General features: G+C 43.3%; 16 protein-coding genes and 1 other RNA gene. 9 read left to right on the forward strand and 8 right to left on the reverse strand.

Annotation, left to right across the window (positions count from 1 at the left end; translation table 11 throughout):
- Positions 1-132: 132 nt before the first annotated feature.
- Positions 133-2,505: a phosphoenolpyruvate synthase gene (ppsA, locus tag AC27EZ_RS17770; RefSeq protein WP_487136607.1), complete on the reverse strand. Its 2,373-nt coding sequence runs from the start codon at positions 2,503-2,505 to the stop codon at positions 133-135.
- Positions 2,506-2,771: 266 nt separating this feature from the next.
- On the opposite strand from ppsA, the gene ppsR reads away from it, so the two are divergent.
- The gene (gene ppsR, locus AC27EZ_RS17775) at positions 2,772-3,584 is read left to right on the forward strand and encodes a posphoenolpyruvate synthetase regulatory kinase/phosphorylase PpsR (RefSeq protein ID WP_421131614.1); all 813 of its coding nucleotides are present in this window, start codon (positions 2,772-2,774) and stop codon (positions 3,582-3,584) included.
- Between the two features lie 98 nt (positions 3,585-3,682).
- Here ppsR and AC27EZ_RS17780 read toward each other — a convergent pair whose 3' ends face one another.
- The 3 genes from AC27EZ_RS17780 to AC27EZ_RS17790 form a co-directional block, all read right to left on the reverse strand.
- A complete protein-coding gene (locus tag AC27EZ_RS17780) occupies positions 3,683-4,594 on the reverse strand; it encodes a tetratricopeptide repeat protein (RefSeq protein WP_487136608.1) in 912 nt (303 codons plus the stop codon).
- A gap of 87 nt (positions 4,595-4,681) precedes the next feature.
- A complete protein-coding gene (locus AC27EZ_RS17785) occupies positions 4,682-6,637 on the reverse strand; it encodes a tetratricopeptide repeat-containing sulfotransferase family protein (RefSeq protein WP_487136609.1) in 1,956 nt (651 codons plus the stop codon).
- Between the two features lie 106 nt (positions 6,638-6,743).
- Entirely contained in the window at positions 6,744-9,452 is a 2,709-nt protein-coding gene (locus AC27EZ_RS17790) for a TonB-dependent receptor (protein ID WP_487136610.1), read from the reverse strand.
- Between the two features lie 301 nt (positions 9,453-9,753).
- Between AC27EZ_RS17790 and AC27EZ_RS17795 the strand changes: the two genes are divergently transcribed.
- The gene (locus tag AC27EZ_RS17795; protein ID WP_487136611.1) at positions 9,754-11,724 is read left to right on the forward strand and encodes a BCCT family transporter; all 1,971 of its coding nucleotides are present in this window, start codon (positions 9,754-9,756) and stop codon (positions 11,722-11,724) included.
- Between the two features lie 34 nt (positions 11,725-11,758).
- Positions 11,759-12,241, forward strand: coding sequence for a MarR family winged helix-turn-helix transcriptional regulator (locus tag AC27EZ_RS17800; protein ID WP_487136612.1), 483 nt, complete (start codon positions 11,759-11,761; stop codon positions 12,239-12,241).
- A gap of 73 nt (positions 12,242-12,314) precedes the next feature.
- Here AC27EZ_RS17800 and AC27EZ_RS17805 read toward each other — a convergent pair whose 3' ends face one another.
- Together AC27EZ_RS17805 and AC27EZ_RS17810 are read right to left on the reverse strand one after the other, a co-directional pair.
- Entirely contained in the window at positions 12,315-12,665 is a 351-nt protein-coding gene (locus AC27EZ_RS17805; protein WP_487136613.1) for an RnfH family protein, read from the reverse strand.
- The gene (locus AC27EZ_RS17810) at positions 12,662-13,093 is read right to left on the reverse strand and encodes a type II toxin-antitoxin system RatA family toxin (protein ID WP_487136621.1); all 432 of its coding nucleotides are present in this window, start codon (positions 13,091-13,093) and stop codon (positions 12,662-12,664) included. The genes AC27EZ_RS17805 and AC27EZ_RS17810 overlap by 4 nt, the downstream gene beginning before the upstream one ends.
- A gap of 186 nt (positions 13,094-13,279) precedes the next feature.
- On the opposite strand from AC27EZ_RS17810, the gene smpB reads away from it, so the two are divergent.
- Positions 13,280-13,759: an SsrA-binding protein SmpB gene (gene smpB / locus AC27EZ_RS17815; RefSeq protein ID WP_487136614.1), complete on the forward strand. Its 480-nt coding sequence runs from the start codon at positions 13,280-13,282 to the stop codon at positions 13,757-13,759.
- Between the two features lie 81 nt (positions 13,760-13,840).
- Here smpB and AC27EZ_RS17820 read toward each other — a convergent pair whose 3' ends face one another.
- Positions 13,841-15,082 carry an NADH:flavin oxidoreductase/NADH oxidase family protein gene (locus AC27EZ_RS17820; RefSeq protein WP_487136615.1) on the reverse strand — a complete coding sequence of 414 codons (1,242 nt, stop codon included), beginning with the start codon at positions 15,080-15,082 and terminating at the stop codon, positions 13,841-13,843.
- A gap of 130 nt (positions 15,083-15,212) precedes the next feature.
- Here AC27EZ_RS17820 and ssrA point away from each other — a divergent pair.
- From ssrA to AC27EZ_RS17845, 5 genes are all read left to right on the forward strand, one after another.
- Positions 15,213-15,570, forward strand: a transfer-messenger RNA (tmRNA) gene (gene ssrA, locus AC27EZ_RS17825).
- Positions 15,571-15,710: 140 nt separating this feature from the next.
- The gene (locus AC27EZ_RS17830) at positions 15,711-16,457 is read left to right on the forward strand and encodes a hypothetical protein (RefSeq protein WP_487136616.1); all 747 of its coding nucleotides are present in this window, start codon (positions 15,711-15,713) and stop codon (positions 16,455-16,457) included.
- Positions 16,458-16,493: 36 nt separating this feature from the next.
- Positions 16,494-16,979: a DUF1648 domain-containing protein gene (locus AC27EZ_RS17835; RefSeq protein ID WP_487136617.1), complete on the forward strand. Its 486-nt coding sequence runs from the start codon at positions 16,494-16,496 to the stop codon at positions 16,977-16,979.
- A 260-nt stretch (positions 16,980-17,239) separates the two neighbouring features.
- Positions 17,240-18,265, forward strand: coding sequence for a helix-turn-helix domain-containing protein (locus AC27EZ_RS17840; protein ID WP_487136618.1), 1,026 nt, complete (start codon positions 17,240-17,242; stop codon positions 18,263-18,265).
- Between the two features lie 107 nt (positions 18,266-18,372).
- On the forward strand, positions 18,373-19,731 hold the full coding sequence (locus tag AC27EZ_RS17845) for an amidohydrolase family protein (RefSeq protein WP_487136619.1): 1,359 nt from the start codon (positions 18,373-18,375) through the stop codon (positions 19,729-19,731).
- A gap of 330 nt (positions 19,732-20,061) precedes the next feature.
- On the opposite strand, the gene AC27EZ_RS17850 is transcribed toward AC27EZ_RS17845, so the two are convergent.
- Entirely contained in the window at positions 20,062-21,501 is a 1,440-nt protein-coding gene (locus AC27EZ_RS17850) for an alpha/beta hydrolase (protein ID WP_487136620.1), read from the reverse strand.
- Between the last annotated feature and the right edge of the window lie 464 nt (positions 21,502-21,965).

The following is a 21,965-nucleotide window of genomic DNA, read 5'->3' on the forward strand; positions in this document are numbered from 1 at the left end:
TCCGATGGCGAATGCTCATCGGATTTTCACATCTATAAAAGATCGGTCAACCGATCGCTAAAATATTTCTTAACTGATCGGCATTAACCCGAAGGTCCCTTTTTCATTTATAAATATTAATCGCGCTAACGATTAACCGTGCTTCTCAGCCAAGTACAACCATGTTTCAACAACGGTATCTGGGTTAAGCGATACCGAATCGATACCTTCATCTAATAGCCATGCTGCAAAATCTTCGTGGTCTGATGGGCCTTGACCACAAATTCCTACATACTTTCCACGAGCTTTCGCCGCTCGAATAGCCATAGAAAGTAACGCTTTAACAGCTTCATCGCGCTCGTCAAACAAGTGGGCAATTAGCCCGCTATCACGGTCGAGGCCAAGCGTAAGCTGCGTTAAATCATTAGAGCCAATTGAGAAGCCATCAAAAATATCTAAGAACTTATCGGCTAGTAGTGCATTTGACGGTAATTCACACATCATAATAACGCGCAGTCCGTCTTCACCTTTCTTGAGCCCCTGCTCTTCAAGCAGCTCAATAACCTTTTTGCCTTCTTCGACCGTGCGAACAAACGGGATCATAATCTCGACGTTCGTTAAGCCCATCTTGTTACGAACACGTTTAATCGCTTCACACTCAAGTGCAAAACAGTCACGGAAGTCTTCTGATATGTAGCGGCTTGCACCACGAAAACCAAGCATTGGGTTTTCTTCATCAGGCTCGTACTGGTAACCACCAACTAGGTTATAATATTCGTTCGACTTAAAGTCAGACATACGAACAATAACTTTCTCTGGAGAAAACGCAGCGCCAATCGTAGAAATACCCTCTACCAGCTTCTCAATATAGTATTCTGTAGGTGACTCGTAACCCGCCATCATGTCACCAATTTCTTCTTTCAGCTCTTCTGGCTGACTATCGAAATTAAGCAACGCTTTAGGGTGAACACCAATCATTCGGTTAATGATGAATTCTAAGCGCGCTAAACCAACACCTGCGTTTGGAAGCCTTGCGAAGTCGAACGCGCGATCTGGGTTACCCACATTCATCATTACTTTAAGCGGCATATCTGGCATTGAGTCAATGCGAGAAGTAACTACGTCAAATTCAAGCTCTGCACCGTAAATGAAGCCTGTATCACCTTCGGCACAAGACACGGTAATCTTATCTCCCGTCGCAATACTGTCAGTCGCATTACCACACCCAACCACTGCCGGAATACCTAGCTCACGAGCAATAATGGCCGCGTGACAGGTTCTTCCACCACGGTTGGTTACAATGGCAGACGCCTTCTTCATGATAGGCTCCCAGTCTGGGTCCGTCATGTCGGTAACTAGGACGTCGCCAGCTTGAATCTTATCCATCTCTTCAATTGAGCCAAGTACTTTCGCTACCCCAGCGCCAATTTTGTGACCAATTGCACGACCTTCACACACAATGTTGCTTTGACCTTTCAACTGGAAACGCTCAATGCTTTGAGAGTCTTCACGGCTTCTTACCGTTTCTGGACGTGCTTGAACAATGTAGAGTTTTCCATCAACACCGTCTTTCGCCCACTCAATGTCCATCGCTCGCTGATAATGTTTTTCAATGATTTGAGCCTGTTTTGCAAGCTCCATGACTTCTTCGTCATTCAGTGAAAATGTTTTACTGTCTGCGTTATCAATATCTACGATTGATACTTGCTTACCATGCGCTTCATCATCTGAATAGATCATTTTGGTCATCTTGCTACCTAGATTACGGCGAACGATAGCAGGCAACCCTTTATCAAGCGTTGGTTTATGAACATAGAATTCATCGGGGTTAACGGCCCCTTGTACTACCATTTCACCCAACCCGTAAGAGCTTGTAATGAAGACAACATCTTCAAAACCAGATTCGGTGTCGATGGTGAACATAACGCCAGAAGATGCAATATCACTGCGAACCATGCGCTGAATACCCGCAGATAACGCAACGCCTTTGTGGTCGTAACCTTGGTGGACGCGATAAGAGATAGCACGGTCGTTAAACAATGACGCGAACACGTGCTTAATGGCCACCATTACCGAATCGTAACCTTTTACGTTAAGAAACGTTTCTTGCTGACCCGCAAACGAAGCATCTGGCATATCTTCAGCAGTTGCAGATGAACGAACTGCGAAAGACGCTTCTTCACCCGCATCACCTTGCAACGTAACAAAAGCGGTTTTAATCGCTTCTTCGAGTGCTGGCTGGAACGGTGTATCTATGATCCATTGACGAATATCTTTGCCGGCTTCAGCCAGGGCGTTTACATCGTCTACGTCTAGTGCGTCTAACACGTCATGAATTTTTGCTTCTAAACCGCTTTGGTCTAGAAATTCGTTGAATGCTTCAGCAGTCGTGGCAAAACCTCCCGGTACCTGCACGCCCGCATTCGCTAGATTTGAAATCATCTCGCCTAATGATGCATTTTTACCGCCTACGCGATTAACATCATGCATGCCCAGTTCTTGATACCACAATACGTATTCTTGCACAGCCCAAGCCTCCAGCTTTTTCTTGTGTAGGGTATGAGGTTACACTCAGGCGTTATAATTAGTATGACCTGAATGAAACAAATTCTTCGTCGATGCGTTTTTCGCACACTCCCTGTTCATCACATTTGACAGCATTGTTATATAAAACGCCGTGATTTGTGCGAACTAGGTAGCTTTTCGACAAAATCATCTTAGAATGGACGAATTCATAAAGTAAACTCTTAATTACTTTTGTAATTAAATTACAACAATGTTAAGGATATGTTGTGCGTACAGCGTTCTATATTTCAGATGGCACAGCCATCACCTCAGAGGTGTTTGGCCACGCCCTGCTTTCCCTGTTCCCGGTTCAGTTCAACCACAACACCATCCCATTCGTTGAAACTGAAGAGCAAGCACATAAAGTTTTGGAGCAAATTTCTGAAAGTTTTCAAGACACCGGAGAAAGACCGCTCGTTTTTTATACAATTGTGAATGTAGATATTCGCAAAATAATCTCTAAATCGGTGGGCATTAATTATAATTTCTTGGATCAGTTTGTTGCTCCGCTTGAAAAAGTATTGGGCGTACCGTCTAAACCAGAAAAGCACCGTACGCACAGTATTCACGAAACCACCTACGATATAAGAATTGAAGCGGTAAACTACGCATTAGCAAATGATGACGGCTCGAACCTTAAAGATTATGACGAGGCTGATATTATATTAACGGGTGTATCACGCTCAGGAAAAACACCAACAAGCTTATATCTTGCGTTACAGTACGGCATTAAAGCCGCGAACTACCCGTTCACCGAGGAAGACATGGGAGACATGCTAAAACTTCCTGCAGCGCTTCGCCGGCATAAACATAAGTTGTTCGGATTAACCATCCACCCAGAACGGCTGCATCAAATTCGCTCTGAACGACGCGCAAACAGCAAATACGCCTCTATTCAACAGTGCAGAATGGAATTGCGCGAGGTAGAAAACTTATACCGAAAAGAAAAAATCTCGTTTTTAAATAGCACTAAATACTCTATTGAAGAGATTTCTGCCAAGATCCTTGCAGAAACGGGGTTGAAGCGCCGTAAATATTAGCCTGTTACCAACGCTAACAACACTCACCTACTTAACCTGTGTTGTTCATACCGTGGTGGCCTACGTATGTTAAGCCACCATATTGTATCTTCATTCATTTACTCCCGACTGTATATCTCATCTGATATCCTGCGATAGTTCGGTATCTGCACAACCGGCAATTCATTTAACGATACATACTTTAACCGTTCGCGTGCTTTTTGCAGCTTACCTTGAAGTAAGGCCACCTCAGCTAGTCTAAGACGTATATTATTTACCTGTGCTTTATCGTTGGCTTGCTCCGCACAGGTTAACCCGTCATGAAACGCCTGTTCGGCCATCGTGTAGTTTTTGTTTTCTCGAAGGGAAACCGCATAATTGTTAAACGCAATAGCTTGCTGCTGCAAATCTGGCACTCGTTTAGCCCACTCAAGCGACTTTAGTCTGTATTTAATATGCCTTTCGTGATCTTTTTTTCTATATGCAACATGACCGAGTTCAGCAAACATTTCTCGATACGATAGAGGGGCATCGTAGTTGGCACTTTCAAACGATGAAGAAAACAATTCAGCTTCGTCGAATTTATCGACAGACACTAATAGATTGAGTATTCGAATACCCAGCTGAGGTGAAGGCGTTGCTTTGTACTGAGCTTGAAAACCCGCTAGGGATTTTTCTAATTCGATGAGCCCTTCTGCCCTTCTTTCATTGGCATTTAGCCACTTACCTAAATACAACGTAACAATGGGTTTATATTTCGCTGGTACAGAGGGGTTATCTACCCAGGGGCGAAGTGAAGCATACAGTTCATCAATGCGCTGCAAATCAAAAAGCGCATCAAGACGCTGCTCTTCAAATCGCCACCACAACAATGATGTGTCAGATAGCCGCGCTTGTTGAAGTTCGGCCGCCGACAAGCAAGACACTGGGTCTTGGTTACATACTAAGTAGACATCCGACGCATTCGCCATCGGCAGTAAAACAATCCATGTAAGTCCAATCCAATGCCTTATTATTTTTTTACATCGCATTTATAGCTCACCAACTTGGATACCCTAGAGCATGTAACATCGCTTACAATCACTTTTAGCAAATACATTGTTGAATGTGTTTTACAACTAGCCCTCTAGCACACGCTTAAGGTCGTTAAGATGCTGGTCGAAAGGCTTCCACTGATCCATGCCCGTTTTGTAAATGGGTTGCCTTACTTGTTCAGAACTTGGCGTTTTAATAACCCGCTTTGTCTTGTGAAACGAGAGGCAACTTTCTTCAAATGGCAAGTCACAGAAATCGAGCAGGCGTCGTACCTGCCCCTCTAAATCATCGAGCACGTCTTCATGCTGCACAGTTAACACCTCACCCGGCAATACCTTATGCCAATGCGACATTAACTTTTCGTACGCCATGTAGTAGCGACCAATGTCTTCAAGGCCATAACTAAATTCTTGCCCCTCGCCAAACAACTGCTTGAAGCCACTAAAACAACAGTCCATAGGATTCCGGCGTGCATCAATAATTTTAGCATTGGGTAAAATGCGTTTAATTAAACCAATATGAATAAAATTGTTCGGCATTTTATCAATGAAAAATGGCGCGGTAGCACGATATGCTCGGGTTTGTTCAATGTATTGCTTACCTAATGCGATGCACGTATCGTCGCTTAATTCACTTAGATTAAATGGGTATGGCGTTTTATCATTACTGATAGATGAAGCGATACCCAATATATTGTGAAGCTCCATGGTGCCATCTACCATAGAATGCGACGCCAGTATTTGCTCAAGTAGCGTTGAGCCCGCACGAGGAAGCCCAACTATAAATATAGGGTCTGGCGCATCATAGCCAACCTTGTGAGAAAACAATGATGTATCACAAGCTTGGGCTTGTGCCTCAAGTGAAGCTTCGGTTCGGGCTATATCGAAACGTAGCGTACGGTGTTTCAGACTATTTCCAGTCTGATAATAGTGAAATGCCGTATTCGCATTGCCTGCATCTTCATATCCTTTACCTAACGCAAAGCATAAATGAATTTTGTCTTCTAGCTTGGTGGTAGCGTGCTGCTCCTGTGCAACCATATCGGCAAGCATTTGCTCGCTGAAGCGATATGTTTTGGTATTCGCTAAACTCCAGTACGCATCACCAAAGTCAGGGGCAAACTGTGTGGCCCTTTCATAAGCCTCTACAGCCTCTTGCGTACTGCCTTTGGCTTTAAGCGCATGACCAAGTGCAAGCCATAGCCCAGGCCTATCGGCATTTTCACCTAACAATTCGTGGTAAATAGCAATAGCTTCATCCAGTGCACTAATACCAACTAAGGCGTGCGCTAACCCCACTTTTACTGTGAAATCGTTGGGCGACACCTCTAAACGCCGTCTTGCAACGTCGGCAGCCTCTGGAAATTTTCCTAGTTTCGCTAGTAAGCTTTGATACGATGCAGCAGCTCTGTCGTTGTCTGGGTAAAGCGATACGCAACTTTCAAGTAGAAACTCCGCGTCACTGTATACTTTTAACTGCATCCCAATTTCAGCTAGTAGCATCATGGCTTCGGGGTGGTGCTTATTCGCTTGCAAAAATTGTCTGCACACTTGTTCAGCTTTATGTAGCTGCCCTTCATGCATGAGGTCCGTCGCCCCTAAAATAGGTTTAGGTAACGAGGTAAGAAACATTATTTGTCGTTTACACAATACGAGGGCGCTTTGCTGATCATCGCGTGCATACACGTTTTCTAGTTGCTGCCACGCGCTAAGTAAAGCTGGATTGAAACGCGTTGCTTGAAAGAAAGCGTGCGCTGCGTCTTTATGGTTTCCCAGTTTTGAATAACAGTAGCCTAACTCTTGAAAACCCCGTCCGTAATCTGGAAACGCAGCGACAAGTGTTGTTAAACATTGAATAGCGTTGTGGGCATCGCCTGATAAACGATAAGCGACCGCCTGCAAATACTGCGCTTCTCTGCGGGTATTGTCGTTGCTTGAAGATGTTAGAAGCTTCTGACATTGGGTAACAACCACGCGATATTGCGATTGCATTAGCGCTTGTTTAATAGATGCTAAAATTTTTTGTTCTTCTTCGTTCATTCTTACAGCATGCCTGTAAATAGAAAAAACGGCAAATTCATTGAATTTGCCGTTTTATATTTGGTTTAGCGTTCAGTGTTCAACCTACGCTGTAACATCGGTTTAATTAGAAATAATCGTAAGAGAAGCGAACGCCAATAGTACGTGGTCTATTTGTCACAACTTTAGGCGTAAACTGCTGAGTATCTATGTTCAATATTGCACTCTCGTCGAATACATTATCAATATATAATTCAGCTTTCCAAACATCGTTTGTAACACCAACAGCCAAATTAGCTAACATGTATGATTCTTGAATGTAACGACCACCACGGAACGTTGCACCGTTCGAGTCTGCATAGGTTACGCCTTCGTAGACAGATGCCTCTTCTTCTATTTTAAGACCAGACCCTGTTCCGTAGATAAGTTGCGTTGCATCTTCCATTACGAAAGCATCCATGATCATGCCAGCAAAACGGTCGCCAGTATAGCTAACCGAACCGTTCACATAACCACGCTTGTCACCTTCTAATTCGAAGAAGTAACGTGCATTCACGTTGCCAGAGAACCCTGCAGAATAAGGTAGTTCAGAGCCTACACCTGCTGCAATTCCCTCTAGTTCCGAATTAATGCGGGTTAGCTCAGTATCAAGCAAACTAAATGCGGCATTGATAACCAAGTCATCAGTAGCAAGCCATGTAATATCAGCATCGATACCCTTAATTTCCGCGTCACCTACGTTGTCGGTAAATACAAGGAACGAGATATTGGTTGGGTCGAAACGAGAGGTCTGTAGGTCTTCAATTTCTGAATAGTATGCTGTTGCGTTAACACGCAAGATACCGTCAAGAAAGTCACCTTTTATACCCAACTCGTAATTATCTAATGTATCAGTTGTTGAATAAACAGGGATACGGAAACCGTCAAACGCGCCGCTTTGGTTTTTCGCCAAACCACCGCCAACACGGTTAGTAACTGGCGGACGGAACCCTTCTGAATAATTAGCAAACAACAGAACATCATCGTTTACTTTCCAATCTAGTGAAAACTTGAAGATGGTATCGTCAACTGTCAATACACCGTTACTGTCGAGTAGGTCGGTTTCAAGCTGACCGCTTTGAATCGCCTCGTTTACTGCAGCTGGGTCTAGATTTACCGCAGCAAGTTCATCAGGGTCCAATGTCCCAAATGCACGAATTCGACGGGTAACGTCGACAGTCGACGTCGAGCCCACATAGATATCATCAATTTGATACCAACGCGCACCCAAGCTAGCCGTTAGTGTATCGGTAAGGTCATACTCTAACTGACCAAATACGGCGATTTGTTCAATAGTATGCGTGATATCATTAATAAAACTAATTTCTGATGGGAACGGGCCACCGTTGCTGTTAATGCCTTCAGTACCTACTAAGTTTCTTTGTAGGTTGTCGAAGCCGAAGCGCGTGAGTTCGCCATCAGTATTAGCAATTTTAAATTGTCCTACTGTTGCTATTTCTTGCTCGTCGTAGAACAACCCAGCAGTTACACGCCAAGGCGTATCCATGGTTGTCGTAAAACGTAGTTCATGGGTATTACGTGTTGTTGTAGTGTCTTCTTTAAAATACTTAGTAGGATCGAGACAACGCTGATCTTCCGCTTCCACACCCGCTTCATAGTGGTTACACACATAATATGCTGCGAAAGCTCCGCCATTGGTGTAACCCGTGTAGTCGGCTAACGTATCGATTTCACGATTTAAATAACCACCGGTGTACACGAGGTCTAGCTTGTCTAAGCGCCCTTCTAGTGTCCACGTTGTTAAACCAAACTCATCTTTGTTTTCTTCTTGTTGAAAACGAATAGCTGAACTGTCACCTTCAAGCGTAGGGTCGTAGGCAAATACACCTTCAGTATCTAATGTTTGCTGTGTGTGTTGAACTAACAATTCCCAGTCAGTATTAAATTCATACAACAGGCCAAAACGCGCACCGGTGTAAGTTGCGTCATTGAAATCATCTTCAACTAGCGCATCATTTTGTGGTGATACTACAGAGGCTTCTTCATTCGAATTAACCCCAGGGCTCGTTATGCGATTTGCGTCCATTGCAACCGGATCAGCAAGTGGGCCGCCCGAGATACGGTCGATCACTACCGCACTTCCAATGTAACCACCCTCGCCAGGAACGTTCATCACGTTATCAATCCAGCCGCCTTGCTTGTCGTTGTAAGCTGCAACACGGAAACCTAACTTGTCGGTAAGTGGCAAATTGAAATACGCCGTTACCGAGTTACTCATTTCACCGCCTTTGGTGAAACCGATATTTGTATCGAAACCTGCACTAAAGCTAGTCAAATCAGGTTTGTTCGTTATCAAACGAATAGTACCCGCCTGCGAGCTTGCACCAAAAAGCGTGCCTTGAGGCCCTGGAAGTACTTCAACACGCTGTACGTCTGTAGCGTAAACGTCAAGATTACGGCCAGCCATTGAAACTGGCATTTCATCAACGTAAAACGCAACTGAAGGCTGAAGCGCCTGTACAGACGACAACATGATATTAGATTGTGTTGTGGCAGCGCCTCGAATATAAATCTCGTTTTGCCCTGGGCCAGTGCCTTGGAAAACAACATTCGGAAGGAACTCGACATAATCTTGAAAATTATCAATTCCCAAGTTTTCTAATGCTTTACCGTTTAGCGCAGTAACGGAAACCGGCACGTCTTGAATTGATTCTGCGCGCTTAGTTGCGGTTACTTCGATGGTTTCTAATTGGGCTGGTGCCTTAGACTCTTGTGCAGCGATGGTTGTTGATGCCAACGCAGCAACGATTGCACAGCTTAGCTGAGTTTTACGCATAATGTGTGTTTTCCCTTTTAGGTAGTTTTATTCTTTGGACACTGTTTACTTGAAACACATATCAAAAAGATCAATTTATGGTAACACATAAACAATAAATGATTTTTACTCTAAGTAATTTTAAGCCAGAATCTTCGCGAAAATAACCTAATTAATGAGATAAATAAACGAGTCAGCACGTTTTTTAATCAAAAAAACCTTCTAATGCTAATTATTACTATGAAAACTTATTAACGGCCAGATAGGCGTGATATTCTACGTTAATAGTAATAACTCTTTATGAAAAAAGGATTAACGCTGCGTGAATGATAAAGCAAATCACTCCCCGCTGAACAAGTCGGTTTTTATAACTTCCTCGGCATTGATCGTATGCTTGTTAATTTTTGCTGCTGCCATGCCAAACGCAGCAGACGCATTATTCAAGACCATTCAAACTAATATCGTATCCAATGGCAGCTGGTTCTATGTCCTCGTCGTTGCTATTGTGTTGCTTTTTGTGGTTTATCTCGGGGTGTCTCGCTATGGTGAAATAAAGCTAGGGCCCGACCATGCAACACCTGAATTTAGCTTTATTACTTGGCTAAGTATGCTTTTTGCAGCCGGTATGGGTATTGGATTGATGTTTTTTGGCGTGTCAGAACCGCTTATGCACTTTCTCGCTCCTCCCACTGCAGATGCTCAAACGATAGACGCGGCAAGAGAAGCAATGAAAACCACGTTCTTCCACTGGGGAGTGCATGCATGGGCAATTTACGCTGTAGTTGCATTAATTCTCGGTTACTTCGCATACAGACAAAACTTACCATTAACGCTTCGCTCAGCGTTGTATCCTTTAATAGGCGACCGCATTTATGGGTGGCCTGGCCATATTGTTGATATTTTCGCTGTTACCTCTACGGTATTTGGCGTATCGACTTCGTTGGGCCTTGGCGCATCTCAAGTCAACGCAGGGCTAAACTATTTGTTTGGGTTACCATCAAGCACGTTTGTGCAAATTTGCATAATGGCGGGCGTGGTTGGATTAGCTGTTGTTTCTGTAAGCACAGGGCTAGAGAAAGGCGTTCGTCGCCTCTCAGAGACTAACATGGTGTTGGCTGTGGTATTGCTTGTCATCGTATTAGTACTTGGCCCCACCGTTTTTCTACTTCAAGCCTATATGCAAAATACCGGTGCCTACCTTTCTGACATTGTGCGTAATACCTTCAACCTGTTCGCCTATGAAAAAACAGACTGGATTGGCGGATGGACTATTTTTTATTGGGGGTGGTGGTTAGCGTGGGCGCCCTTCGTCGGTCTATTTATCGCACGAATTTCTTACGGCCGAACCATAAGAGAGTTTGTGGTTGGCGTATTGCTTATTCCATCCGCCTTTACACTATTTTGGATGACCGTTTTTGGTAATAGCGCCATTGACCAAGTCTTGGTACACGGTAACAACATACTGGCAAACATGGTTAATGAAGATACCTCTGTCGCCCTATTTGTCTTTTTAGAGCATTTCCCATTCTCGTCTATCCTCAATTTCATTGCTGTCATAATGGTAATAGTCTTTTTTGTCACGTCATGTGACTCTGGAGCCATGGTAGTCGATATGTTGTGTTCACATGGTCGTAATGATACGCCCCTATGGCAACGGGTATATTGGGCAATAGGCGTCGGTGTCGTTAGCGCGGTATTACTTTACGCGGGTGGTTTAGGTGCGTTGCAAACAATGACAATTGCTGCAGCCCTCCCTTTTGCGCTTGTTTTACTCATTGCAATTATGGGCTTGCTAAAGGCGCTTCGGATAGAAGCGGTAAAACGTGAAAGTTTACAAGTGATGGGGGGCAACCCTCCTCACAGTGATATGGACACAAACTGGCGAGAGCGTTTAGAAAATATCGTCACCTTCCCTAATGAACAGGTGGTTAATCGCTATGTACAAAAAATAGTGAACGCAGCGTTTGTTGATGTAAGCAAAGCCTTTGAAAACCAAGGGTTCTCAGCCTCGATAGAAAAAAGTGAGCATGCGTTATTGCTTAAAGTTACCATGGGTAGCGACCCAGATTTTATTTATTCTGTTTACCCAACAAAGTCAGAACAGCCTGAATTTGCCTCTAGCGATACACAAACAGTAGACGAAAATAAAAAGTCGACGTACTATCGCGCCGAGGTTCATTTAAGTGAAGGTGGTCAGAATTATGACATCATGGGCTGGTCAAAAATTGCCGTCATCAATGATGTTATCGACCATTTTCAAAAACACCAACACTTTATACATCTGTTGAAGTAGCCTTTATCAGGGCATTCACCTAGTTGGAATAATTATGAGAAAAGAAGAAGAATTATTGGTCGCCCTGAGACGCATAATTCGTGCTGTAGACCTACGCAGCAAACAATTAAGTAAGCATGTTGGCTTAACCGGCCCGCAGCTACTTGTTATGCAAAATATTGAAGAACGCCCTGGTATCATGGTGCGGGAAATAGCTGACAATATTAATTTAAGTCCCGCAACTATCACCAATATTCTTGACCGTTTAGAAACCCGAGACTTGGCCACGCGTATCCGAAGTACGCAAGATAAGCGCAAAGTGGGCGTATTCTTAACCGAGAAAGGTAAGGTAGCGGTTGTTGATGCGCCCCGCCCCCTTCAAGAACATTTTGTAGAGCGATTCGGGCAACTGCAAGAATGGGAGCAGAGCCAAATGGTGGCTACCGTTCAACGCATCGCCACCATGATGGATGCGAACAATATAGATGCCTCGCCATTATTAGAACTTGGTAGCATTATCGAGAAAGGTAACAGCTGATAGCAGCCAAACAAAAGGCTTTAAGTCTGAGAACACGAAATGCCCATGCAACATTGCGTGGGCATTTTTTTGCTTATTTAGTTTGTGGTTTAGGTTGGTTGGGACGTCCGCCAGTTACTTTATCGGCTCTTCCCTCATCTTTCGCCTTTTCAGCTCGACGCTTTCTAATCTCTTTAGGATCGGCTATTAACGGTCGGTAAATCTCAATTCTGTCACCGTCTTTTAAGGTTTCAGTTAGCCTTACTACTCTGCTCCAAATACCTACTTTGGTTTTTTTAAGGTCGATGCTCGGAAACTGAGAAAGAATGTTAGATACCTCAATTGCCTGCTCAACGGTAGCACCGTCGGCAATCGCAACATCGATCAATACTTGTTTTGTTGGCAGTGCATAAGCCACTTCAATGTTAATAAGGGCGGGGCTCACGCGTAAACGCTCCTTGCACGCTCGGTAAACGCCGTTACCATGCTCGATGCCAAATTATTGAACACTTTACCAAACGCCATCTCTACAAGCTTATTGCTAAATTCAAACTCTAAATTAAGCTCAATCTTACACGCATTTTCGGACAGAGAAGAAAAGGTCCAGCCTCCGGTGAGAGAACGAAACGGCCCGTCAACCAATTCCATATTAATTTTTTGGCCATCGACGAGTTCATTATGTGTGGTAAACCACTGTTTAATCCCCGCCTTGGCAACAAGTAACGACGCTTTCATACTTTCATTAGATGCATGCAACACTTTACTGTCTGTACACCCGGGCAAAAACTGAGGGTATGAGGCAACATCGTTCACTAAGTCGAACATGGCTTGTGCACTGTGCGCTACCAGAGCGCTTCGTTGGATACTCGGCATTTGTCTTACAATTACTGGATCATTTTCATTAGTGTACCACATAAAATCTTGCGTTCTCATCTACGAAACTGACCTTTCAACGATGTTTTTATTTTTTTACTACCCGTTTAAATACAGATATTTGCCACCATAATTAATCTATTAGCGGGTAAAGACTTTCAACACATATTTAGTATAATAGAGGCTATGAAAAAGAATAAAGCCAATAAAAACACCACGGGTAACATCGCGCAGAATAAAAAAGCGCGCCATGATTATTTTCTTGAAGACAAATTTGAAGCGGGTTTATCACTTCAAGGCTGGGAAATAAAAAGCATCCGTGCGGGTAAAGTAAATATCACTGATACGTACGTCATCATCCAAAATGGTGAAGCTTATCTTGTGGGCTGTCGCATCTCGCCGCTAAACCAAGCCTCGTCGCACGTTATCGCCGAGCCAGAGCGCGCAAGAAAGCTATTGCTTAGTCGACGTGAACTGGACCGTTTAATGGGCGCTAGAGACCGTCAAGGCTACTCAATAGTTGCCACCAATATGTATTGGAAAAAGTGTTGGGTTAAGCTTGAGATTTACCTAGCCAAAGGTAAACACGAGCGCGATAAGCGAGACACATTAAAAGATAAAGACTGGCAGCGCCAAAAAGAAAGAGTGATGAAGAAAAGCGTATAAACGCCCAGATAACTGTTTGTAAAACCAGAATATAAAAAATGCAGCGTTCGTTACGCTGCATTTTTTTGTGCACTAATTAATTTAAGAGTCGGCCTTCATGGCAGCAACATCTCGCTTGGTCATCGACTTTCGATGCAACATATCGAGTATGAGGCTCCATAATGGTGATGGCCGATTCATCGTTGTAAGGTTATTACCTAACCGGCGTAACTGACGACGTACCATAGACATATTTGCTAAACTAGCCAAAGACTTATCTTTCCATGTACAGTGCGGTATTGTGCCAGAGTACTCCCACTGCTGTTGCCACTTTTTCGACAAATCGGGAGTAATAGCCAGCGCACTTGCTAAGCCAACCAGCGCACAGCCTTCATTGATCACGTTTTCAGCTACCGAGGCTCGCTTTATTCCCCCTGTGGTCATTAGCGGAATATCGGTTTTACTTTCCAACGCGTGAGCAAATTCTAGGAAATAAGCCTCTCGGGCTAAGGTGGTATTGTCGCGGGTTTGCCCTTGCATTGCCGGGGCTTCATAGCTGCCACCTGATAACTCGACAACATCAACGCCCAACGCTTCTAAGCGGTTAACTACTTCACACGCATCATCAAATGAAAACCCATTTTTTTGAAAATCGGCTGAATTTAATTTCACCATAACAATAAAGTTTGAAGCGCATATCGCTCTAATTTGACTAACGATATTGATTAAAAGACGCGCCCTATTAATGATAGAGCCGCCCCACTCATCTTGGCGCTGATTTGTTAATGGTGACAGGAACTGAGTAAGTAGATATCCATGTGCGGCGTGTATTTCAACACCATCAAACCCCGCTTTCTCTGCTTGTTTCGCTGTTTCAACAAAACGCTTACACACGTCGTGAATTTCTGCACATGTCATCTCTCTTGGTTGTGCAAACAATTTAGAATGTTTACCCATATCAAGGGGTACAGCAGAAGGCGCAATGGCTTTGCCCTGCATAGCTTTAAATACCTGCCGGCCAGGGTGGTTAATCTGCATAACTGCTAACGCACCATTAGACTTAATAATTTTTGCCCATTTTTCAAACGGTGTAAGCGGCGTGTGCTTTTCTAATGCCACACCACCAGGACCTGTCATGGCAGTTCTATCAATCATGACATTGCCCGTAATAATCATACCTAAGTCGCCATGCGCCCAGTATCGATACAGGCTAAACAGCGCGTCACCGGGTACGCTACCCGTATCTGACATGTTTTCTTCCATCGCTGCTTTTACAAGGCGGTTTCGTACTTCAACCCCGCACGGTAAGGTATAGGGTGTATATAAAATAGAATTACAACTCATTGGCACTTCAGAGTAATTAAACGCACGCCCACTTTAATGGTTATTAGGTATAAATGCATCTTTTCAAAGCCAAAAACTAAAAGAAACGTTTAACCGCGCTATAGTTATGTTATAATCCTCGTTCACACTCGGGGCTGATTAGGATTCGACAGGATCTAGGAAGCTGGAGGTGCATGCAGAGGAGCGGTTTGCCTCTTAAAAAGCCGCATTTAAATAGTCGCAAACGACGAAACATACGCACTAGCCGCTTAATAACCGGCATAGGCCCTTCCACCCTAGTCTTTTCCTGCTAGCGGGGATTCGGAAGGTCATCCAAGTAGGATAGCGAGGGAACCTTGTCTGAGGGTGAACCGCGAAATAGTATCGGACCAGCTACCAAGAACCCTGTTTGTCGGGGTCTAAAGTAGTTAAATAAAAGACAAACTAAGCATGTAGTACCAAAGGTAGACATTTTCTGGACGCGGGTTCAAATCCCGCCAGCTCCACCAATTCAAAGGCTTGCCACTCGGCAGGCCTTTTTTATAGCACTAGTAATTTTCCCATTATCAAAGCCATTCGCTAATTTACTCTCGATCAATCTATACACATTCTGCGTATTCATCTGATGATAATTCAAAAGGTAAGTTAAATGTCAGTGCGCTCGTTAACGCATTTTTTCTGCGTCGCCCTGTTGATAAGTGCTAGCGCAGCGGCGTTCAGTCAGCCTGCCCTCGCGCTTTTTGAGAAGAAGCACGTTAAGAACCAAACAACAGACTGCAACGCCCCCAAATACAAGCAGTTTGTTAAAGAGCGGCTCGCCTATTTTGAACAAAAAAATAAAAGATTGCTGAACAGCACATTCCGAGACTATGAACAAAGCAGCCAGACGAATAGCAATCCTTATAAGGTGATAGGAGATTTAAGCCGACACCTTATCTACAGTGCCCAACTTGAACCTGTACAAATCGTTAATGCTAAAATTAATCTTATGTTCCAGCACGGAGAGCGCCTGAGCAGAGACCAGCAAATAGCCGGTAATGTTTTTGATAATTTTAGCAAGGAAGCGCATTTTGTTGGAATAGCCAGAGCGTGGGTGGCCTACCGGCAGGGGCGTAACCAAGAGGCTTTCAATGAGCTAGTAACGTCAATTGATGTGAGTAATTCAGCTGTATTAGAATCATTTGGGCCTGACTTTACCTTTATTCGCCGTATTTATCGCGATGGGCATACTCATCCAGTGGTTGCCTATCTCAATAAAACCAAAGGTTTCTGGATAGGAAAGCGAGCAGATGCGTTGCGCTTTGCGTGGCTTACCATGATTGAAAAGGGCTGCGCAATTCAGTTTGATTCACTCGATACTATTAAATTTGCAGAGCTAGGCTTAATAAAAAAATAAGTAAATAGAGATGGAAAATTCATTAAGGAATTTTAAATGAGAATTACTGTACCAACAGCAATAGCCGCAAGTCTTTTTGTTTGGTCAACTGGCAGTAACATGCCAGCTGTAGTTGCATCACACTTCAATGCGTCGGGACAGGCAGATTCCTTTTTATCACGCGATACTTATCTAACGTTAATGGTTTTAGTCGTCTGTCTTTCTACGCTTGTTGTTGGGGGAATGGGTAGGCTGCTAACATCACTACCAGAAGATTCAATTAATCTTCCTAATAAAGCCTATTGGCTGTCGCCGGAAAGAAAAAATGAATCTTTGAATTACATTTCAAATTGGCTTCAGTTTTTTTCAGCTGGTATGGCAGTATTTCTCTGCTTTGTTCATTGGGTTGTTGTGCAAGCAAATAGTACCGAATCTCAGCAATTGGATAGTAGTGTATTCTATTTAGGGCTGGTGTTTATGTTGTTTGGTCTAATGGGTAGCATTTATGCTCTTGTAAGACGATTCACTAAAACCAACAATTAGATACCCGCAACACATAAGAAGCTGCGGCGCACCTAAAAATGCTAAATGGCGGAAAAGTCACAGGGCGAACGGTCAAATCATGTTCTTGAGACATTTGGAAAGAATTACTCAACAGGTATTAGGTCGCTGATCGTAGTGATACAACCCGATTGGGGGAATCAATTTACAAGGTTATGCTCCCTTTAAAAACGTTTACGTACTTTTGGATCCATGAGAAGCTATCGTATAAAGGAATTAAGCTGTGTATTAAATAAAACAATATGGATTCACTCAATTTCGTTAACTTAATTCAAGCTGCCACTGTTGGTATTTCAATATTAGGCGGTTTATTATTGTGGCGACAAAGTCCGTTTGTTGAAGTTGCCCTCCTCCTCGGCTTAATCGCCTTTGCTTCTACAGTAAACATCTTAGAAGAAACGGGTATCACGCGAGATATTTACTTACTTAGCCCTATTTTTATTATGTTGTTCGGTCCTGCAAGTTACCTAGCGGCAAAACATATAACCAATAAAACACTTCAAACCAGCGACTGGATGCACCTGCTGCCTGTTGCCCCGGTATTGTTCTTTACCTCACATGTTGCGGTGGTTATCGTGATAGGGAGTATATGGCGAGTCGTTTACGCTTATTTCACTGCCATTTTGCTCATGAAACACAAGGTAGCGCTGGATGAAAAACGTTCTGACTCTGATGACTTTTCGTTCACTTGGTTAGTTTGGGTGTTAGTCATTACGGCTTTGTTCAACCTAGTGGACTTGGCACGGCTCAATAGTCAGCAGTTTCTCCCCTATGAGCTAAACCTCATCGGCCAAGCCTTGAATAATATGGTTTGGTTAGTGGCCGCTACCATCATCACAATCAAATTAATCGACCAAAAAGTATTAACTACACCTCATAAAGTCACGCTGAACAACGTTCATTCTGAAGCGAAATCTGAACCTGAAAATTATGGCTCTACGTTTAATGAATTAGATAAGCTGATTATTAATAATAAGTGGTTTTTAACACCCCGACTTACATTAAGTGACGTCAGTGAGTTAAGTGGGTTGCAACCCAGAGATATCTCACGCGCAATCAATACCGTGGCTAATAAGTCATTTAACGAATACATAAATGAATATCGTATTCACCACATTTGTTCTGCGTTTGATGCGCAATCTCCTCATTCACTTTCCAGGCTTTATACCGATGCGGGCTTTAGCTCTAAAGCTTCGTTTAATAAGCTTTTTAAAGAATATACTGGCAAAACTCCCAGTGAATATAAGGCTCAGATTAAGTCCGCATAGAAAATACGTCTAACAACAAGATAGTAGACAACTAAACACATGTAACTGGACGACCGCCCCATGGGTCACCGTTACGATACCGTTAACTTATTAGTTAGGAGTTAACTGTGAAATATTTTATTGCTCTACTCATTTTAGTTTCTGCCACTGCTTGTCGCGCGGCGCCTAATTTAGAACAGATGGGGAACTCATTTATTCTAAATAACATCAATATTGTTGATGTCGAAAACAGACAAATTCAGTTTAATAAATCGATACTTGTTAACAAGGGTAAAATTCTCAACATTGCGCAATCCCCCATGCCTGCACCATCAAACGGTATTACGATTATTGACGGGAATGGTGGTTACGTTACACCTGGGCTGATTGACATGCATGTTCACATTTTTGAAGAGGCGGCGTTCGCTTTAGCCCTTAGTCATGGAATTACTCATGTTCGCATAATGAATGGTGTTCCTGACCAATTGAAGTGGCGAGACCAAATTGAAGCAGGCGAACTTATTGGTAGCAGCGCCACTGTGAGTAGCCCTATTCTATCCGCTTACGACGCAAACTTGCATCACACTGTGCACACAGCAAAACAAGCCGAGGCAGCTGTTAAGCGTTATCAATCTGAAGGTTATGACTTAATTAAACTCTATGGGAACCTTAGCGAAGAAGCGTTAACAGCGGCAATCGAAACAGGTAAAAATCTCAATATACCGATTGCTAAACATGGCCCACATGCGTCTGGCAATATGCCGATATCATCGCTTTTTGGGCTTCAATCATTAGAACATGCTGAAGATATCTATCAAGGCCCCCTTAATTACAAATTTGATTCTACCCGTATCCCCGCAATAGCTGAGAGAATAAAAGCAGTACACGTTCCCGTTACCCCAACGTTAAACATTTACTATCAACTCACCCAACTTAGTGTCGAGAAAGAAGCGTTTTTAGACACTGTTCCAACCGAATACACTTCCGACATCATCGCGCTCGAGGCGTCAAATAACCAAATTAAGCGGTGGTTAACTGCATCAGACAATATGGCCGCACATAATCAGAAAACACTTTCGTTTCTACAACATATCACCAACGTTTTTCATAATGCTGGAATCCCGCTTTTGGTCGGTTCTGATTCTGGCGTGTTGCTTTCCCCCCACGGTTTAGCTACGCATAACGAAATGCGATTAATGCACGAATCTGGTATGGCAATATACGATGTACTAGCAGCTGCAACTATCAACCCAGCGAAAGCACTAAAGATGGGCGACCAAATCGGTAAAGTTTCTGAGAACTATAAAGCGGATTTTATCTTGTCTAAAACGTCTCCATTAGATGACTTGTCGACACTTAAAAGGCCGGAAGCAGTCGTCAAAAATGGTCACTTTTATCCCAAAAAAGCGTTAAGAAAAATGAGGGAAAAAGCCATTGAATCTCGCAGCATTTGGAAAGAGCTGGGAACCTTGTTTAGAGGGATGTAAATCAGCGTCTATGCTGGCCCATTAGTTTCAACAATGCACAAGACACTTTAAAAGCACCAAACGCATAAAATTAACGCGCTTAGAGCAGTGGCGAGAGAATTCAGCTCGCCTTCACAACGCTTACACAGTTTCTTCCTTGCGATTTAGCAAGGTACAACGCAGTGTCTGCCTGCTCAATAAAACTAACAGCCTCTGGACAGGGCCACGCACCAGATATAGGACAGACTGCAATCAATGACGATGAATGGACAGGCATTGTTGACGGCTTAAACAGAGATTTTGTTCGGTTTGTCTCGTCCAACCAAATAACGAGTGCGATTAAAAAGACGTTTATTGTCGCTTATCTTTTCCAAGTATCCAGTCTAAACCTTGAATTGCAATGGTAGGAAAGACAGTTGCATGCGTAGCATCATCGACAACGACAAACTTAATTTGAACGTTACCATCTGATTGCTCAGAAATTTTTTCGGCAAGCATGCTACTCCCTTGAACCATATTTTCTCCCTCACCGAACTCAGGAGTTTCTAAAGAACCGACTGATAAATAGACCTTTGTGTTAGAAGGAGCTTTTTGCGGAGCTAATTTCAGCAAATAGTTGTCATTAAACCAAACTGACGGGCTACCTAGAATGTAAGAAGAAAATACATCTGGGGATCGAAATAAAATATACGCGCCGAATAGTCCACCCAGTGAGTGGCCTATAAATATGCGACTGTTCTGGTCAGCTCTGTATTTCGACTCGATGAAAGGAAAGATATCAGACTTAAAGAATTCTATGTGGGTATCTGCATTTCCTGTTTCCATCTTCCAGCTATTAGCTTTTACGGGCGTATAATCTCTTACTCTGCTTTGAATTCCTCTTGAGTCAGTCGAATATGAAGCACTGACAATGATTGCCTCTTCCATAACCCCCGAATACATTGGATTTCGAGTAGCTCCGACAAGTGTAGGGAAGCTATATGGAGCATCGGTCGCGTAGATAACAGGGTACTGTTTGCTAGGCGAAGTGCTATAAGAACGCGGAAGTTGCACATATATTGGATAAATTCGTCCGGTAGCCGATTCCTCTAGTTGGATTATAAAGCTTCTTTGCGGACTATATGGCACAGATGAGACATGTGTCTCAAGCCATGACTTAATGGGCAATATCCAAGCCTCAGTGGGACGATAAAAAGCGCCGTGCTCCAATCCCGTAAAAATTTCGATTTCTTTGAATGAACTTACTGCCTTTGGATTTCGCTTAATGACTTCATCACAAGAACCGACAGTATCTGAGCTTTCGTGAATAGACAATACTTGACCAGTCAACACAATATCTTCATCTCGACTCATGCTCGTAGTACAAGCTGCAAGGAGCACGTAATTAATATCAGTTTTCTGAATGGCATTTGACGCTAAAGCAGTAATGTAGCCACCACGTGAAAACCCTATCAAAGTGATATTACGTTGAGGAACTCCCATTTCTAAAAGCGTGCTTACTTGGTTCCTCAATTTTTCAGCATGTGTGGTGGGGCTACTTTTTGCTTTTCGATGCTCGGAGATGACCACAGCACCGAAACTAGCCAGTTTTTCTAGTATCGCCGGATATTCGTACATGCCCCATCTCGGATGAACAGGCGACGGATCCTCGCCTTCAACTATGTAGCCATGAGAGTAGAAAATGTATTTCGCGTTCGGATCAATTCTGTCAGGTATATTATCGAATATAGGGCTAGCGAACACATCACAAAAGGCCAAAAAAGCTAGGCAGAACAATAAAATAAAACGCACAGTAACAATTCCTTGTGTTCTTTTAGACTGAGAACCCTAGCTGTTAGGTCCGAAAAACGTACGTTTCAACCCCCTAGAGTCTCTGGATCAAAAAGACAAAGAGCAGACGGTCAGTTTTGTGACGCCGGATTTCTGCCATCGGTCAATAGCGGACACCAGAAAGTAAAAGAAAAAGCGCTATAGACTATGCATATTCAGCGAACAAAACTCTGTACATAATAGATTGAATTTCCATCAGGTATAGGACAGACTGCAATCAATTAAAGCTAACATCATGAGCTAAAAGGACTTTACGAATGAGGTTTTTTTTCAAATATTTATGTATCGGTATGATAATCCTTGTGTCGAGTGGTTTTGTTTATCAAACCTACTCTCAATATATCGACTCTAGCACTTTTATCAAAACTGGAGAGATGATTGATGTTGGTGGCTACAGCCTTTATACAGAAGATAGCGGCATAGGA

The sequence above is a fragment of the Alteromonas sp. 4NH20-0056 genome (genome assembly GCF_057539655.1).

Coding starts and splice junctions, on each gene's coding strand:
- AC27EZ_RS17780 (WP_487136608.1), bottom strand. CDS start 4,594: ATGCGATGTAAAAAAATAATAAGGCATTGGATTGGACTTACATGGATT.
- AC27EZ_RS17785 (WP_487136609.1), bottom strand. CDS start 6,637: ATGAACGAAGAAGAACAAAAAATTTTAGCATCTATTAAACAAGCGCTA.
- AC27EZ_RS17790 (WP_487136610.1), bottom strand. CDS start 9,452: ATGCGTAAAACTCAGCTAAGCTGTGCAATCGTTGCTGCGTTGGCATCA.
- AC27EZ_RS17800 (WP_487136612.1), top strand. CDS start 11,759: ATGAGAAAAGAAGAAGAATTATTGGTCGCCCTGAGACGCATAATTCGT.
- AC27EZ_RS17810 (WP_487136621.1), bottom strand. CDS start 13,093: ATGCCGAGTATCCAACGAAGCGCTCTGGTAGCGCACAGTGCACAAGCC.
- smpB (WP_487136614.1), top strand. CDS start 13,280: ATGAAAAAGAATAAAGCCAATAAAAACACCACGGGTAACATCGCGCAG.
- AC27EZ_RS17820 (WP_487136615.1), bottom strand. CDS start 15,082: ATGAGTTGTAATTCTATTTTATATACACCCTATACCTTACCGTGCGGG.
- AC27EZ_RS17830 (WP_487136616.1), top strand. CDS start 15,711: ATGTCAGTGCGCTCGTTAACGCATTTTTTCTGCGTCGCCCTGTTGATA.
- AC27EZ_RS17835 (WP_487136617.1), top strand. CDS start 16,494: ATGAGAATTACTGTACCAACAGCAATAGCCGCAAGTCTTTTTGTTTGG.
- AC27EZ_RS17840 (WP_487136618.1), top strand. CDS start 17,240: ATGGATTCACTCAATTTCGTTAACTTAATTCAAGCTGCCACTGTTGGT.